Annotated in this window: 15 protein-coding genes and 2 tRNA genes; 5 read left to right on the forward strand and 12 right to left on the reverse strand. The window is 66.2% G+C overall.

Annotation, left to right across the window (positions count from 1 at the left end; all coding sequences use genetic code 11):
• Positions 1-109: 109 nt before the first annotated feature.
• The 5 genes from ACODTJ_RS20245 to ACODTJ_RS20265 all read right to left on the reverse strand — a co-directional run bounded on the left by ACODTJ_RS20245 (position 110) and on the right by ACODTJ_RS20265 (position 3,503).
• Complete coding sequence (locus tag ACODTJ_RS20245; RefSeq protein ID WP_454656484.1) at positions 110-883, reverse strand: NAD kinase; 774 nt, start codon at positions 881-883, stop codon at positions 110-112.
• Positions 884-1,020: 137 nt separating this feature from the next.
• A complete protein-coding gene (locus tag ACODTJ_RS20250; RefSeq protein WP_454656485.1) occupies positions 1,021-2,004 on the reverse strand; it encodes an MBL fold metallo-hydrolase in 984 nt (327 codons plus the stop codon).
• A 76-nt stretch (positions 2,005-2,080) separates the two neighbouring features.
• Positions 2,081-2,503, reverse strand: a complete 423-nt coding sequence (locus ACODTJ_RS20255) for a hypothetical protein (protein WP_454656486.1) — start codon at positions 2,501-2,503, stop codon at positions 2,081-2,083.
• Between the two features lie 121 nt (positions 2,504-2,624).
• On the reverse strand, positions 2,625-3,134 hold the full coding sequence (locus ACODTJ_RS20260) for a hypothetical protein (protein ID WP_454656487.1): 510 nt from the start codon (positions 3,132-3,134) through the stop codon (positions 2,625-2,627).
• An 81-nt stretch (positions 3,135-3,215) separates the two neighbouring features.
• On the reverse strand, positions 3,216-3,503 hold the full coding sequence (locus ACODTJ_RS20265; protein WP_454656488.1) for a hypothetical protein: 288 nt from the start codon (positions 3,501-3,503) through the stop codon (positions 3,216-3,218).
• Positions 3,504-3,686: 183 nt separating this feature from the next.
• On the opposite strand from ACODTJ_RS20265, the gene ACODTJ_RS20270 reads away from it, so the two are divergent.
• Entirely contained in the window at positions 3,687-4,178 is a 492-nt protein-coding gene (locus ACODTJ_RS20270; protein WP_454656489.1) for a DUF3617 domain-containing protein, read from the forward strand.
• A gap of 90 nt (positions 4,179-4,268) precedes the next feature.
• On the opposite strand, the gene ACODTJ_RS20275 is transcribed toward ACODTJ_RS20270, so the two are convergent.
• From ACODTJ_RS20275 to rlmB, 4 genes are all read right to left on the reverse strand, one after another.
• A tRNA-Thr gene (locus ACODTJ_RS20275) sits at positions 4,269-4,343 on the reverse strand.
• A gap of 196 nt (positions 4,344-4,539) precedes the next feature.
• Positions 4,540-4,833 carry a GYD domain-containing protein gene (locus tag ACODTJ_RS20280; protein WP_454656490.1) on the reverse strand — a complete coding sequence of 98 codons (294 nt, stop codon included), beginning with the start codon at positions 4,831-4,833 and terminating at the stop codon, positions 4,540-4,542.
• 214 nt (positions 4,834-5,047) lie between these two features.
• A complete protein-coding gene (locus tag ACODTJ_RS20285; protein ID WP_454656491.1) occupies positions 5,048-6,676 on the reverse strand; it encodes an MFS transporter in 1,629 nt (542 codons plus the stop codon).
• 323 nt (positions 6,677-6,999) lie between these two features.
• On the reverse strand, positions 7,000-7,800 hold the full coding sequence (rlmB, locus tag ACODTJ_RS20290) for a 23S rRNA (guanosine(2251)-2'-O)-methyltransferase RlmB (RefSeq protein WP_454656492.1): 801 nt from the start codon (positions 7,798-7,800) through the stop codon (positions 7,000-7,002).
• Between the two features lie 101 nt (positions 7,801-7,901).
• Between rlmB and ACODTJ_RS20295 the strand changes: the two genes are divergently transcribed.
• The 4 genes from ACODTJ_RS20295 to ACODTJ_RS20310 all read left to right on the forward strand — a co-directional run bounded on the left by ACODTJ_RS20295 (position 7,902) and on the right by ACODTJ_RS20310 (position 11,002).
• Positions 7,902-8,456, forward strand: coding sequence for an AAA family ATPase (locus ACODTJ_RS20295; protein WP_454656493.1), 555 nt, complete (start codon positions 7,902-7,904; stop codon positions 8,454-8,456).
• 169 nt (positions 8,457-8,625) lie between these two features.
• Positions 8,626-8,710: transfer RNA gene (locus tag ACODTJ_RS20300), tRNA-Tyr, on the forward strand.
• Between the two features lie 598 nt (positions 8,711-9,308).
• Entirely contained in the window at positions 9,309-9,908 is a 600-nt protein-coding gene (locus ACODTJ_RS20305; protein WP_454656494.1) for a TlpA disulfide reductase family protein, read from the forward strand.
• Positions 9,905-11,002 (forward strand): transglutaminase-like domain-containing protein, encoded by a 1,098-nt coding sequence (locus tag ACODTJ_RS20310; protein WP_454656495.1) that lies wholly within the window; start codon positions 9,905-9,907, stop codon positions 11,000-11,002. The genes ACODTJ_RS20305 and ACODTJ_RS20310 overlap by 4 nt, the downstream gene beginning before the upstream one ends.
• A 111-nt stretch (positions 11,003-11,113) precedes the next feature.
• Here ACODTJ_RS20310 and ACODTJ_RS20315 read toward each other — a convergent pair whose 3' ends face one another.
• From ACODTJ_RS20315 to ACODTJ_RS20325, 3 genes are all read right to left on the reverse strand, one after another.
• The gene (locus ACODTJ_RS20315) at positions 11,114-12,067 is read right to left on the reverse strand and encodes a ring-cleaving dioxygenase (protein ID WP_454656496.1); all 954 of its coding nucleotides are present in this window, start codon (positions 12,065-12,067) and stop codon (positions 11,114-11,116) included.
• Between the two features lie 476 nt (positions 12,068-12,543).
• Entirely contained in the window at positions 12,544-14,157 is a 1,614-nt protein-coding gene (locus ACODTJ_RS20320; RefSeq protein ID WP_488849741.1) for a serine hydrolase domain-containing protein, read from the reverse strand.
• A 68-nt stretch (positions 14,158-14,225) separates the two neighbouring features.
• Positions 14,226-15,755, reverse strand: a complete 1,530-nt coding sequence (locus tag ACODTJ_RS20325; protein WP_454656498.1) for an ABC transporter substrate-binding protein — start codon at positions 15,753-15,755, stop codon at positions 14,226-14,228.
• Positions 15,756-15,832: the final 77 nt, after the last annotated feature.

The following is a 15,832-nucleotide window of genomic DNA, read 5'->3' on the forward strand; positions in this document are numbered from 1 at the left end:
ATCGCGTCTCGAAGGATGCTTCAGGAGGCTCCCGAGACCTCTGGATCATCCTTCGAGACGCCGCGTGCCGCGGCTCCTCAGGATGAGGGCTGCATTTACAGCCCGGCCCTCAGTAACCGAACTGCTCGCGCAGGATGCGCTCGTCCAGGCTGTGGCCGGGATCGTGCAGCATGACCAGATCGACATTGCGATCGATCTCGATCGAGACGGAGCTGACCTCGTCGATCTGGGTGTGATCGGCGACGGCGCTGACGGGGCGCTTGTCGGCTTCCAGCACCTCGATGAAGACCTTGGCGTGGTCCGGCAGCAGGGCGCCGCGCCAGCGCCGCGGCCGGAAGGCCGAGATCGGCGTCAGCGCGAGCAGTGGCGCGTCGAGCGGCAGGATCGGGCCGTTGGCCGAGAGATTATAGGCAGTCGAGCCGGCCGGAGTCGCCAGCAGGAGGCCGTCGGCGGTGAGCTCGGACAGGCGCACCTGGCCATCGACCGAGATGCGCAGCTTCGCGGCCTGATAGGAGCGACGCAGCAGCGAGACTTCGTTGATCGCCTTGGCCTGCACGGTCGCGCCGTTGCGGTCGATGGCCTGCATAGAGAGCGGATGCACGATGCTGCGCTGGGCTGCGTCCAGCCGCTTGGTCAGGCCGCGCTCCTTGAACTCGTTCATCAGGAAGCCGACCGAGCCACGGTTCATGCCGTAGATCGGCTTGCCGGTGCCGAGGAAGCGATGGAGCGTCTGCAGCATCAACCCGTCGCCGCCGAGCGCGACCACGACATCGGCTGCGGCCGGATCGGCATTGCCGTAGCGCTCGACGAGCTTGTCGAGCGCCGCCTGCGCTTCAGGAGTGTCGCTGGCGACGAAGGAGATCGCGCCGAATCGTTCGGTCATAGCGTGTCCTGAAACGGCAGGCCCTGCGGTGTCGGGGCAGGCTTACCATGACCGGACCGCCGGCCGCGAGGCCGAACGTCCAAGAAAAAGGCCGGGCGACATGCCCGGCCTCGATGCGAAACAATCAGGACGGCTGGTCAGATCGCCGTGCTCCACTGCACCGGCGCCAGCTCGAAGCCGTTGCCGGCCTTGGCGATATGGCCCGTTGCCGGGAAGGGCGCGTGATAGAAGGCGACCTGCATGCGCTCGGCCGAGACCATGTCGAGCAGCTTGCGCCGCGTCGCTGCCGCCTGCGGTCCGTCCATGTCGAACACGGCCGACCAGTCGGGATTGCGCACGAAAAGGGCGGGATGGTTGGTCGTGTCCGACATGATCATCAGCTTGCCGTTGCCGGAGCTCAGCGCGAAGACCGTGTGGCCGGGCGTGTGGCCGGGGGCCGCGACCGGGGTCAGGCCGGGCAGGAGCTCCTTGCCCGGCTCGAACTGCTTCACGTCCTTGGCTACGGGTGCGAAGACGCGGCGCACGCCGGCGAAGGCGCCCTTCATGGCGTCGGGGGCGGCATTCATCCTGGCGTCGTCCATCCAGAAGGCCCATTCGGCCGCCGGCACCATCACCTCGGCGTTGGGGAATACGGCCGTGCCGTCCTTCAGGCGGAAGCCGTTGATATGGTCGCCGTGGAAATGGCTGAAGACGACGCTGGAGACGTCCTTCGGATCGAAGCCGGCGGCCTTGAAGTTTGCCATCCAGGTGCCGGAGGTCGGCGCGCCGGAATCGCCGTTGCCGGTGTCGACCAGGGTCAGCTTGCCGCCATGCTGGATTGCCAGCGTGGTGAAGGTGATGTTGAGCGCGTCCTGCGGCAGGAAGGCCTGCTCCATCGCCTTCTTGACGTCGGCGAGTTCGGCATTGCGAACGAAGCCTTCGAGCGGGCGCCTGCCGAAGCCGTCATTGATCGCAGTCAGCGTGATGTCGCCGATCTTGTAGCGATAGAAACCGGGAGCCTGATTCACGGGGACTCCTTGTGCCTGGGCCGGGCTGACGCCGGGCAGATCGAGTGTCGCAGCCGCAACGAGCGCGCCGGCGCCAACAAGGGCGGCACGGCGCGAGAATTCTATGTCCTGCATGGTCTGTTCTCCCCTCGGGTGGCAGGCAGACTAGCGACGGTCATCCTGCTTTCAACCGCAAGGGCTTGCCGGAAGGTCAAGTTTCCGTGAGGCCGGAATCCGGGGCAGCCGGATCGCGCCGCGCCAGCGCGCGCAGCATCGCGGCGCAGAGCGCGAGCGAGCCCATGACGCCCTGGCCGGAGCAGTCTGCGACGAGCGCCTGGAAGGCCAGGGTCTCCTCGTTCGCAAGGCATTGCAGGCTCCAGCTCCAGCCGGGCGCCTTCTGCCGCAACAGCGAGACGGCGATGTCGATATCGGCGCTGACGGTGCCGAGCGTCTTCCAGAACGAGCCGTGCTGGTAGATGCCGCCGGCCGGCGTGCGCCGGTTGACCAGCTGCGCCGGCTTGCGCCTGACGACGAAGCCCAGTGCCTCGTAGATATCGGCGTCGAGCTCGCGATCAGGCTTGCTGGAAGCCTCGCAGCGGGCCGCGAGCGCAAGAAGTTGTGTCCGGTCGTCCATTCCGGTCCGTCGGTCCAGCGAAGGGGTCGGTGCGCGGCATGCCGGCATCGCGAGCTGCGACTTCTAGCCATGATCGCGCCTGCCCGCCAGCCATGGAATGGCGTGCGGCCGACGAGACAGCTCAAGGGCCGATGACGACGCCTCGGGCGTGGCCGCCCGGCACGCGGCAGGAGCAGCCGATTCCGAGCGGTGCAGGCTCATAGAGCGTGCAGGTCTTGACCGGCGTGCCGCACATTCCGCCGTCCACGGCCGGCACCATCTCATAGGCCGGATAGACGGGGTAGCTGGGATAGACGGGGTAGGCCGGATAGGTCGCGATCGCACCGAGCGTTGCTGCCGCAGCCAGGCCCGTGGCTGCGCCCCAATAGGGATAGCTGCCACGATAGCCGCGATAGGGATAACGTCCTGCGTAACGCCAGCCCCAGCCGCCGCCATACCGGCCGGCGCGGATATGTGGTCGATAGGCGGGAAATGCCGGCCGCATCCCGTACGGCCTCATGCCGATGCCGCGCGCATGGAAGCCGCCATGCCGGAAGCCGGCGCCGCCGAATTGGGGTTGGGCCGATGCCGAAAGGCCGGTGGCCAGAAGCAGCGGTGTAACGGAAGCCGTGACGAGAAGAAGGCGACGCATGCGAACCTCCCTGGATTCAACCGGGGTTTCGCCCCACGAAGAAACGTGGCGCGGCGCGCGGGGTTCCGCTCGGCGACGATCTCAGTCGTCGAACCTCATCTTGTCTTTGCAGCGGTAGCCGACAAAACAGGCCTGGGTATCGGCACTCGGCACGAAGGCCGGCTCGGTTCCTTGATTCACCAAGCAGAAGCCGCGATCGCGCACGAAGCGATCATAGGTATAGCCGCCCGTCCCGAGAACGATCGCGCCGTTGACCTGGACATCGCGCTGGCTCGCCGCGCAGGGCCTCGAAACGGTCGAGGGGCGCGTTTGCGCCGCCGCGATTCCCGCGGGAAGCAGAAGGGCTAACGTGAGGACGATGGCTTTCATGGAAGCCTCCCGAGCTGAGCCAGACACATAACCGTCCGGCTCGCCAAACGTTCCCGGAGCCGTCGATCTGTCAAGGCGGTTCCTTGATGCCGCTGCGCGGTTCGGCGCATGGCGCCGCCTCATTCTGGCCTTGGCGCCCGTCTTGTCTCGGCGCTAGCCGATTCATTCTGGAAGGCACCGTCCATGAAACTAGCGTTGATCGCCGTGCTCGGCTCCCTCATCGCGCTGCCCGTGGCGGCACAACAGCAGCAGCTGCCGGAGCGCAAGCCCGGGCTGTGGGAAACCAAATCGACGGGCAATGATGGTGAAACCACCGCCAAGCAATGCGTTGGGCCAGGAACCGACCAGTCGGCCGTCGGAGGCCTGGCTGCCGGCGCCTGCTCGAAGATGCTGGTGACCAAGACAGCCACGGGCTACGCCGTCGAGACGGAATGCACTGTCGGCCAGATCAAGGCTTCCGGCACCAGCGTCATCACCGGCGATTTCCAGACGACCGTCCGGACCGAGGGTACGACGAAGATCAGCGGCATGCCCGGACAATCCGCTCCGGTGGAGCGCAAGCTCGTGGTCGAGGCGAAGCGTCTCGGCGAATGCGCGACCGGCCAGAAGCCCGGCGACATCATCATGCCCGACGGCAAGGTGATCTCGATGCCGTCGGCGAAGCCTGCCCCGTAGGAGCAGGTCGCGCGCGCAGGACTGCCCGTCATGCCGGGGCCCTGAACAGAAACCGAGGAGGGGCCATCCACCCGGTGTGGGGGAGGGAGATGGTGCCGGCGGAGAGGATCGAACTCCCGACCTTCGGTTTACAAAACCGCTGCACTACCGCTGTGCTACGCCGGCGCCGCTGGCTGGTTGGCCAGAAGGCCGCCGACGAGATCTTCTCCTCGGCGGCGATGTCGTAGCGGTTACCAGCCGATGGCCGCCAGAGCAAGCGCCTCGGCCATGGCCACAAGGCGGCCATGGTGCGGCATGCACGGGCAATGGCGTCACGAGGACTGTTCGCGTATCGGCCTGGCTGCGTCGCCCGGCGGGCATTTCAGCTCACGGAGCGGATGATCTCGCGATAGGCCGCCTCGGGAAAGGCCTTGAGGGTCTCGGCACGGACGTTGCCCATCATCGCGAGCTGCAGGCAGAATCGCGCCTGGACCGCATCGTCGGGCGCCTCGCAGACGATCACCATGTCGTACTTACCCATGGTCATGAAGAACGTCTTGATGTCTCCGCCCATTTCCTTGAGCGCCTGCTTCGCCGCATCGAGGCGGCTCGGCGAGGCCTTGACGTTGCGGGCGCCCTGATCGGTCCAATTGGCAAGCATGATGTAGGTTGTCATCGCGCCACTCCCTGAGACCGGCCCGGCCTGTTTGTCGGAAGCATCTGACGGCGGCTCATCGTCACCGCTGGTGCGGGTAGGCTTTGGCTCAATGCCGGGCCTTGGCAGGCAGAATAACACGGCAGGGCACGGCGGGAACGGGCGGGCGGGCCTGGGTAAAGGAAAAGCCCCGCCTGACCAGGCGGGGCTCCTCGACGATGCTGGCCGTTGAGGCTCAGTTGTTCTCGTAGGTCATGATGTCGCGATCCTTGGTCTCCGGCACGAAGAGCATGCCGATCACGAAGGTCATGAGCGCGATCACGATCGGGTACCAGAGGCCGTAGTAGATGTCGCCGGTACCGGCCACCATCGCGAAGGAGGTGGCGGGCAGGAGACCGCCGAACCAGCCGTTGCCGATGTGATAGGGCAGCGACATGCCAGTGTAGCGGATGCGGGTCGGGAAGAGCTCGACCAGCGCGGCCGCGATCGGGCCGTAGACCATCGTCACATAGATGACGAGCACGGTCAGGATCGCGATGATCGTCAGCGACTGCGCATTGAACAGGGCGTTGACGAAGCCGGTCTTGACGATGCGGGCATCGCCCGCCGCCGGATAACCGGCTGCAACCGCTTCCTTGGAGAGGTTCGCCGCGAAGGTCGCGTCGATCGCGAGATCCTTGCCGTTGACCGTCACCTTGGCGGGAGTGCCGGCCGGGGCCGGGGTCTGCGTGTAGACGATCGCCTGGGTCGCCAGCGTGCGGCGGGCGATGTCGCAGGGCTGGGTGAAGGTGCGCACGCCGACCGGATCGAAGACCGAGCCGCAGGTGGCGGGATCGGCGACGACCTGGACCTTGACGTTCTCATGCGCAGCGGCGAGGCCCGGGTTGGCGGCCTTGGTGAGGGCGCCGAACAGCGGGAAATAGGTCAGCGCCGCTATCAGGCAGCCGGCCAGGATGATCGGCTTGCGGCCGATCTTGTCCGACAGCGCGCCGAAGACGATGAAGCCGCCGGTGCCGAGGATGAGCGACCAGGCGATCAGCACGTTGGCCGAGTAGAGATCGACCTTGAGGATGCTCTGGATGAAGAACAGCGCATAGAACTGGCCGGTGTACCAGACGACGGCCTGGCCGGCGGTGAGGCCGAACAGCGCGAGCAGCGCGATCTTGGCGTTCTTCCACTGGCCGAACGCCTCCGAGAGCGGCGCCTTCGAGCCCGTGCCCTCTTCCTTCATCTTCTTGAAGGCCGGCGATTCCTGCATCTGGAGGCGAATCCAGACCGAGATCGCGAGCAGGAAGATCGAGGCGAGGAAGGGAATGCGCCAGCCCCAGGCGGCGAACTCCGCCTCGCCCATGGTGGTGCGGATGCCGAGGATGACGATCAGCGAGAGCAGCAGGCCGAGCGTCGCCGTGGTCTGGATCCACGAGGTATAGAAGCCGCGACGGCCGACGGGGGCGTGCTCGGCGACATAGACCGCCGCACCGCCATACTCGCCGCCGAGCGCCAGGCCCTGGAGCATGCGCAGGGCGATCAGGACCACCGGCGCGATCCAGCCGATCGTGGCGTAGCTGGGGAGGAGGCCGACCAGGAAGGTCGAGGCGCCCATGATCACGATGGTGACGAGGAAGGTGTACTTGCGGCCGATGAGGTCACCCAGGCGGCCGAAGAACAGCGCGCCGAACGGGCGGACGAGGAAGCCCGCCGCAAACGCCAGCAGCGCGAAGATCGCGCGGGTGTTGGGGTCGAAGGCCGAGAAGAAATGCGCGCCGATCATCGCGGCGAGCGAGCCGTATAGATAGAAGTCGTACCACTCGAACACCGTGCCGAGCGACGAGGCCAGAATGACCTTCTTTTCCTCCTTGGTCATCGGGCGGGGCGTGGCCCTCGTTCCCGATGCTTGCGATGCCATGCTCATGGCGTTTGTCTCCCCTGGTGAAGCCCTGAAGCCGGGGCTTAAGCCCGGCAACCTCGTTTCGCGCGGTTCACGTTCTCAGTGACGGTGGCCGCGCGGCCGGAAGACGGGTGAGTCCCGTCACTCCAGCTCGCTTCAGAGGATTGCGCGCGGATTGTCGCAGGGGCAATCAGGCACTTGGTCTTGCACCGTTCGTCTATGAGACTAACGGCGAGGGAGATTTTGCGGGCCGGAAACCGCAGAAAGCGCCTCTTTTTCCGGCGCCGGGAGCCTGCCGCTCAGCGGCGCCGGCTGGCCGCGTAGAGCGCGATCGCGGTCGCGTTGGAGACGTTGAGGCTGGTGATCGTGCCGGGCACTTCGAGCCGCGCGACATGGTCGCAGAGTTCGCGCGAGCGCTGGCGCAGGCCCTTGCCCTCGGCGCCCATCACCATCACGAGCGGGCGGTGCAGCGCGACATCGTCCAGCGAAACGTCACCGTCCGAATCGAAGCCGATGCGCAGGAAGCCGCGCTTGCCCAGCGTGTCCAGCGCATCGCCGAGATTGCGCACGGCGATCAGCGGCACATGCTCCAGCGCGCCGGAGGCGGATTTCGCCAGCACGCCGGTCGCCGCCGGGGAATGCCGGATCGTGACGATCACGGCGGCCGCGGCAAAGGCTGCGGCCGAGCGCAGGATGGCGCCGACATTGTGCGGATCGGTGACCTGGTCGAGCGCCAGCACGACCGCATCGTCCGGCAGGCTGTCGAGATCGGGCGAGGGCAGGGGATCGCAGACGAGATAGAGGCCCTGATGCACCGAATCGGGGGTGAGCAGCCGGTCGATCTCGGAGGGGCGCACGATCTCGGCCTCGAGCGGCAGAGGGTCGATTTGCTCCTGCAGGCGGCGCAGCCCATTCTCCGTGGCGAGCAGGCGCCGGTGGCGGCGCTGCGGATTCTTCAGCGCCTCGACGACCGGGTGCACGCCGTAGAGCACGGCTTCGTCGATATCGCCCGGCCGGTGCGGCGGCGGCCCGTCAGGGCGGCGGGCGCCCGGTCTGCCCCCTGCGGGCCTGGCATGTTTCGGGCGGAACGGCGGAGCCATCGCTCTCTCCAGTGATTGCCGGATTGCCGTGCCACGGCACGGGCCGCTTGGCCAGCGCGAACCATCTTTTGCCGACATATCCCACGAGAAAAGGAGCCAAGATGCCACAGGAATCGGACAGGCTGATCGTGATTACCGGCGGTCCAGGTTCGGGCAAGACGAGCCTGATCGAGGCGCTGGCGGCCCATGGCCATGCCGTGCGCCCCGAGGCGGGACGCGCGATCATCAGGGAGCAGCAGGCGAACGGTGGCCGGGGGCTGCCCTGGGTCGATCCGGCGCTGTTCGCCGAATTGATGCTGGCGGCCGATCTGCGCAGCCATGCCGAGGCTCGTGCCGGCGGGGAGCGCGTCTTCTTCGACCGGGGGCTCCCCGATATCGCGGGATATCTGGCGCTTTGCGGCCTGCCGGTTCCCGGCCCTGTCGAGCGGGCCGCGCGGGAACTGCGTTACCGCCGGACGGTCTTCATCGCTCCGCCCTGGCGCGGGATCTTCTCGCAGGATGCCGAGCGCAAGCAGGATTTCGCCGAGTCGGAGCGAACCTGCGCGATCATGGCAGAAACCTATCCCCGCTACGGCTACGCACTCGTCGAATTGCCCCGCGTGAGCGTCGCGGAGCGCGTGAGCTTCGTACTGGACCGCATGTCGGCTGCGGATTGACCGATTTTCCAGGTGGCTTGCCTTGCCTTCACAACGAATTCGCCTGATCGGTCTTTTTGCCGTTGACAGGGCGCGGCCCGGTCACCATAAGTCCGGCCGCGCCTACCGGTCGTCGCGAAAGTGACATGTCGGTGGCCCTGGGCTCACAGAGCCGATCAAGGGCGCAGGCGGGGGAATGTCCCGAGCGGCAAAGGGGGCGGACTGTAAATCCGCTGGCTATGCCTTCGCAGGTTCGAGTCCTGCTTCCCCCACCACCTCTTTTCTAATGATTTGATTTATCTGCATTTTTAGCTGTGCTCCCCGCGCCTGATGACGGGGTGCGGGAATAGACGTTCGATTTCGCTTCCGGGATCAGGAGCGTGGCAATCTCTTGAGCAAGCCACGTCCGGTTCGCCTTCTTGTGTACAGAGCGGCCATCCCGCGACCGCTCCAGCCGAAGATGGCATCAAGCTGAGCGTCGGATGCGCCACGATTGGCGGCGCGAGTTGCGCCGGCTTGCTCTTGCTGTCGGGATGGGCGTGATCGCAGGCGACGCAGAGCGTGGGGTGTCGAAGACAAGCGGGCTGTCGTCGAACTCGTCGTCCATGGTCAGGCTGCCTTGCGGTCAGGGAGGCGAGGCGCCGGCCAGATGCGAGACGTGCGGAAGCGATCTTGGCGTCGGAGAGTTCGCCGGCACGCCGAAGCCCGGCCGCGATCCGAAACCAGCACATGGTGAGGCTTTCCCGCTCGACAACCCGCAGCAGGCGGGCAGGCATGCCACGACCTCTCGGCTCCGCTGCTGCCGCTCTGCCCGCGTTCGCCTCATCAAAAGTAGAAATTGACGTTTCCCGAACCTTGCCCGCAAGATGCGCTGTGGCTGCCGTCAAGGCTCCCGAGTTTCGGGGCGCTCATCGACTGGGTTGCAGGCTGGAGCTGTTCCGGCGAATTCTGCTGGCCGCCGTCTCGCTTGTGATCGCCAGTGCACCTTGTGCGGCCGACGAACTCCGCCCATGGCCCGCCGAGGCGGTGCCGGTGCTCGCGCTCAGCCAGCTTGACGGCCCCGGCATCGATCTCGCTGAATTTCGCGGCGCGCCCGTCATCGTTCATTTCTTCGCCACCTGGTGCGCGCCCTGCATCGAAGAGATGGCTTCGCTGAACGCTCTTGCCGCCGTGGGGAAAGGCAGCCCGGCCATCCTCGCGGTCAGTGTCGGCGAGGTCGATGCGCGGGTGCGCAACTTCTTCCGTGATCGCCCCGTCGCCTTTCCGATCCTGCTCGATCGCGACCGCGGCGCGATGAAGACCTGGCAGGTCGAGGGCTTGCCGACGAGCTTCGTGCTCGATCGCGGTCTCAGGCCTGCGTTCAAAGCTGCCGAGCCGCTCGATTGGACGAGCCCGTCGGTTGCGGCAGTGCTCGCGGCCTTGCCTTCCACGCCACCGAAAAACAACCGAGGGGAAAAGGAGACGCCGCCATGATCAGCCGTCGCGACATGTTGAAGACCGGTGCTTGTGCTGCAGCCGCTTTGGCTCTCCCTGGCCCTGCCGGCGCGCAGGTGGCGGCCTTCGCGCCCGAGCCTGGGGCCTGGCGTGATTTCGAGGTGGCGACGCGTCTCGATCTGCCGGCAAACGGCAAGGCACAGGCCTGGATTCCACTGCCCTCGATGCGCGAGGATGAGTGGATCAAGCCCGGCAAGAACGCTTGGGAGACCAATGCGCTGTCCGCCGAGATCGTCCGTGATCAGAAATACGGGGCCGAGCTTCTGCACCTCGTCTTCAAGGATGGCGAGACCGCCCCGCGCGTCGAGGTCCGCAGTGGCTTCTCATTGCGCGACCGGGCTGAGGACCTTGCGACGAAATCTGCCGTGCCGGCGCTGGGAGAGACTGACCGCAAGCTCTATCTCGAGGCGACGGAATTGATGCCGACCGACGGTATCGTCCGGGAGACCGCAGAGAAAGCGGCCGCCGGCAAGGCAAGCGATCTCGACAGGGCGCGGGCGATCTATGAATGGGTCGTGGCAAACACCTTTCGCGACGCCAAGACCCGGGGCTGTGGCACAGGCGACGTCGGCTCGATGCTACGAACCGGCAATCTGAGCGGCAAATGCGCCGATCTGAACGCGCTCTATGTCGCGCTGGTCCGCAGTGTCGGCATACCGGCCCGAGATATCTACGGAATCCGCGTCGCGGCCTCGAAGTTCGGCTACAAAAGTCTCGGGACGGGTTCGGACGTCATCACCAAGGCCCAGCATTGTCGGGCAGAGATCTGGCTCGACGGCTATGGCTGGGTGGCGACCGATCCTGCGGATGTCCGCAAGGTCGTGCTCGAGGAGCCTCCGGGGAACAACACGGTCGACGATCCGAAGGTCGTCGCGGCGCGGCAGGTGCTGTTCGGCGCCTGGGAGGGCAACTGGCTCGGCTACAATGTCGCGCACGACCTCGTCTTGCCGGGCTCAAAGCATAAGGTCGGCTTCCTGATGTATCCGCAGGCGGAGGTCGCGGGAGCGCTGCTCGACTGCCTCGACCCCGATACGTTCAAATACATGATCAAGTCGACCGAGCTGACGGCCTGATTACTTTTCAGGGCGAAGGCAAGGCCTCCGCCCCGTGCAATTGCCTCGCCGCCAACGGCGGCGAGGTGATGCAAGGCTGACCAAGGCAGGCCCGCCCTGCAGCCTCCCGTCCTAGGCCAGCGGCTTGAGGCCGGCCTCGATCTGTGCGCGCCGTCCCTCCAGGAAGGGCGGCAGCGCCAGCCGTTCGCCCAGCGTCTCCAGCGGCTCGTCGACCGCGAAGCCCGGACCGTCGGTCGCGATCTCGAACAGGTTGCCGCCGGGCTCGCGGAAGTAGAGCGAACGGAAATAGTAGCGCTCGACCTCGCCGCTTGAGGGAATCCGGTGCTCCGCCAGACGGCGCGCCCAGCCCGTCATACCTTCGAGGTCAGGGGTCCGGAAGGCGACATGGTGGACGCCGCCGGCTCCCTGGCGCGCGATCGGCAGGCCGGGCTGGACCGCGACATGCAGCTCCGCTGCCGGGCCGCCTTCGCCCATCGCGAAGACATGGACGTCTCCCTTGCCGTCCGGCGAGGCGTAGCTGCGTTCGCGACGCATGTTCATGACCCGCGTCAGCACCGCCTCCGTCGGGCCGAGATCGGGCACGCTGATCGTGATCGGGCCGAGGCCCCGGATCTGGTGCTCGGCCGGAACGGGACTGCCTGACCAAGCATGGGCCTCGCCGCTGCCGCCGTCGTCGACGAAGCGCAGGCGCTGACCTTCCGGGTCTTCGGCGTCGAAGGAGGCCCTGCCATCCAGAAGCGCGACAGGAGACTTGGCATGGCCGCTGGTCGACAGGCGCTCGTGCCACCAGTTCAGGCCATTCTCGCCCGCGATCCGCAGCGCGGTGCGCGAGATCGAGTGCGTGCCGCGCCGCTCCGGCGCTGTCGGCCAGTCGAAGAAGGTGATGTCGGTGCCAGGGCTCGCCTGCCCATCCGCGTAGAACAGGTGATAGGCCGAGGTGTCGTCCTGGTTGACGGTCTTCTTGACGAGGCGCAGGCCGAGTGTGTCGGTGTAGAACCGCTTGTTGCCGGGCGCGTCGGCGGTGATCGCCGTCAGGTGATGGATGCCGCGGAGTTGAAGAGCCATGATCGTCCCTTTCTGGTTTCTGCCGCCAGATATCGGGACGCCAGCTTGCCATGGTAGGTGACGATTCAGGAACGGGTTGTTCGCGACCCGCGAACACCCGATGCGGCCAGTCTGGCAGCATCATCGCGATCCGCGACGCCAGCAGGAGTTGCGTTCATCGCAACGCGCAAATGGGCGCTCACGGTGGGATAGGTGTGACGGGAGCCCCCCGCGTGCCAACCCGCATTGCCAATTCAGAGCAATCCGAACTTCACTCCGGGGTGTTGTGAGTGCGGTAAGCGGGCAGCGGCTGGGGAGAATGGGCTGCTCTTAAGAAGGGGCTTTGTCATTCCGGGGCGCGCCGCAGGCGCGAACCCGGAACCCACGACGGGGTGAGAGATATTGGGTGTTCGGTTGCTGGCGGCTCGCCCGGTCGTGGATTCCGGGTTCTTCGCTTACGCGAAGCCCCGGAATGACAAGGGTGGTGGTTCTGGCGCCTACCGAACCATCTCACTCAGCACGAGCCGCTTGGTGCGATCGCTGTTGATGATCAGGCGATCGGTCGTGATGCGGACGGTGAAGAGCCAGGGCAGAACCCAGGGGCAGACGCGCCATTGGTCATGAACCTCGGTGCTGACGGGGTGGGCGAAGAAGAAATCGTCGCCATGGGCGACGAGCTTCACGCGCTGGCTGCCCTCGGGCGAGGACAGGGTGAGGTGCAGTTCCGAGCCTGCCTTGTGGGTCTCGCCGCGGAACGCGCCGGATTCCGCCGCGAAGCGCCTGCCTGCGAAGCGGTCGACCGGGGTTGCGGTCGGAGCGATCGGAATGAAACGGCGGGTGCGGCCGAAGCGCGTTGCTGAGAGCGTGCCGCCGGCCTCTCGCTTCAGAGCGAACGCCGGAATCGAGGCCTGCGGCTGCCAGCCGTCATCGCCGACGGGGAGGAGCGGGGCGCCGCCCATGTTCATCACCAGATAGGGCTGATCCTGGCGCAGCTCGATCTGGAACGCATCGTCGCCGGTCTCGTCGCGATATGTGCCGGCGGGAAGGTCGAATTCCTGCTTCCGCCCTTCGCTGACGGTGCCGAGCAGGTCGCGCGCGATCGAGCGGGCGAGGACATAGGGCGCACAATCGTCATGATTGGCGAGGAGGACGATGCCGAGATCGGCATCCTTGAAGCGCACCGACTCCGAGCGCGCACCGGCGATCCAGCCGCCATGGCCGGCCGCTTCGCCGAGGTCGCCATTGTCGCGCACCAGTCCGTAGCCATAGGGCGAGGGGACGCCGTTGATCGTCACGCCGGCATCTTCCATGCGCGCGATCATCCGGGCGTCGCCGATCTTCGGCTGCCGCAGGTTCTGCTGCCAGATGATCATGTCGTGCAGGGTCGAGACCATGCCGCCTTCGCCGCCGATGGCGATGCCCCAGGCGGCCTTGAGCCACGCGCCGTCCGGCCCGCGGCGGTGATGCCCGGCGAGCCGCGGCAGGATCACGTCGTCGCGCGGCATCAAGGCCGTGTCGTGCATGCCGAGCGGGCCGGTGATCCGTTCCTTCAGGAGGTCGTTGAAGCTGAGCCCCGAGACCTTCTCCAGGATTTCGGAGAGCAGCAGGAAGTTGCTGTTGCTGTAGAGCAGATCGTAGCCCGGCTCGAAATTGAGCTCGCTCTGCCGGCCGACGACGTCGCAGGCGTATTGGCGCGAGGAGGGCGCGAGGATCGGCACGCCGCCGATCGTCATCATCTCCAGGATGTCGCGCAGGCCCGATGTATTCGAGGCGAGATGGTGCAGGGTGATCGTCCGGCCATAATCGGGCAGCCAGGGCAGGTGAGTGCGGACGTCGTCCTGCAGGGACAGGCGGCCCTCGCGCTCCAGCGCCAGCAGCAGCCAGGTGGTGAACTGCTTGCTCTGCGAGGCGATGCGCACCACGGAGCGGCTGGAGAGCGGGATGCCGTTGGCGAGATCGGCCATGCCATAGGCGGCCTCATGCACGACCTCGCCGCCGGAGAGGACGGCGATCAGCATTCCCGGCGAGGTCTGGCTGTTCCAGGCCGCGACATGCGGGGCGATGCGGGCGGCGACCGTGGCGGGATCGAGGGTAAGCGAGGCGCGGGGCATGGCAGGCTTTTTAGGCTGGAGGCTGATGTGAAAGCGCCGCGCTTCCCGGGAAACGCGGCGCTCGAGGCTTAGCGCTTGATCTCGACGTTCCAGAACGCTGGCCAGGGCGACGGGGTGAAGCCCGTGAGACCCGGCGAGACGGCCGAAAGCGCGCTGAAATTGCCGATCTTGACGATCGGGGCCTGCTCGAAGATCAGCTTCTGCAGTTCGACCCAGTGCTTGACGCGGGCGTCCTGGCTGGTCGCGCTGTTGAAGGCGTTGAGCACCTTTTCCTTTTCCGGCGTATCCCACCAGCCGCCGGCCGTCTTCGACAGGATGAAGTTCAGCGCGGGTTCCGGCAGGAAGGGGCTGTGGGTAATGAAGACCTCCCAGAGCTCCGGCTTCTTGTTGCGCTGGATCATGGTCGCCCAGTCGCTGACCTGGAGATCGACCTTGAAGCCGGCCTGTTCCAGATAGACCTGCGCGACCTGCGCCATCTTGTAGTGGAACTCGTATTGGCGGCTGGTCAGGATGCGGATCGGCTCGCCCTTGTACCCGGCCTCCTTGAGCAGCGCCGCGGCCTTCTTGTCGTCGGCGATGTTGTAGTTGCCCTTGACGCCGACATCGCTGCGCCAGGCATAGCCTTCCGGATACATCGCGCCGTCGACGGCGTAGAATTTCTGGTCGCCGAAGCCGGCTGCCAGCATGTCCGTCTCGCTGAGGGCCGCCTGAACCGCCTTGCGGATCTTCTCGTTCTTGAGCGGGCCTTCCTTGTTGTTCATCACGAAGATCGGCCAGCCGAAATTGTTCAGCAGGGCGGGCTTCGCCTTGCCCTTCTCCAGCCGTGCGAAGGCTTCGACGGGCAGGGAGTCGACATAGTCGAACTGGCCGGCGATGGCCGCCTCGACGCGGGTATTGGCGTCCGGCACCGGGACGAAGCGGATCTCGTCGAACTTGGCGACACGGGCGCCACCGAAGCCGTCGGCCTTCTCGCTGCGCGGCTTGTAGCCGTCGAAGCGGGTGAGCTGAACATACTGGTCCGGCTTGTGCTCCTTGAGCTTGTAGGGGCCGGTGCCGATGACTTCCTTGAGCGGCGTCGCCAGAGCCTCGGCCGGCATGATCGCGGCGGCGGAGTTGTTGAAGGCGAGCAGCGAGAGCAGCGGTGCATAGGGCTGGCTGAGGGTCAGGGTGACCTCGTTCGGCCCGGTCGCGGCGACCGACTTGAGGTAAAGCGCGGTCTGCTTGCCACGCGAGGCGACTTCCATCCAGCGCTTCAGCGAGGCGACGACGTCCTCGGCGGTCATGTCGCGGCCGTTATGGAACTTGATGCCCTGCCGCAGGGCGATCTTGTAGACCGTACCGTCGGCGCTGACGTTCGGCATCGCCTCGGCCAGGAGCGGCGTGACGTTCCACTTGCCGTCGAAGGTGAACAGCGTCTCGAAGACATGCTGCGAGATCATGCCGACGAGGTCGGTCGCGGCGATGCCGGGGTCAAGCGAGGCGGGCTCGCCGATCACCGCGACATTGACGATGCTGCCGGCCTGCTGGGCCTGGCCCGGCGAGACGGACGAAAACGAGATCGACGCGGCGACCCCCACGAGAGCCAGGAATTTCCTCATTGCCGTTTTATTCCGTTATTGTGACATATAGGCCATAATAACAAAACATTGAGGTTTTAGGCTGTCAAGCGAGGGGC

This window comes from Allobosea sp. FG18 (assembly GCF_057809495.1).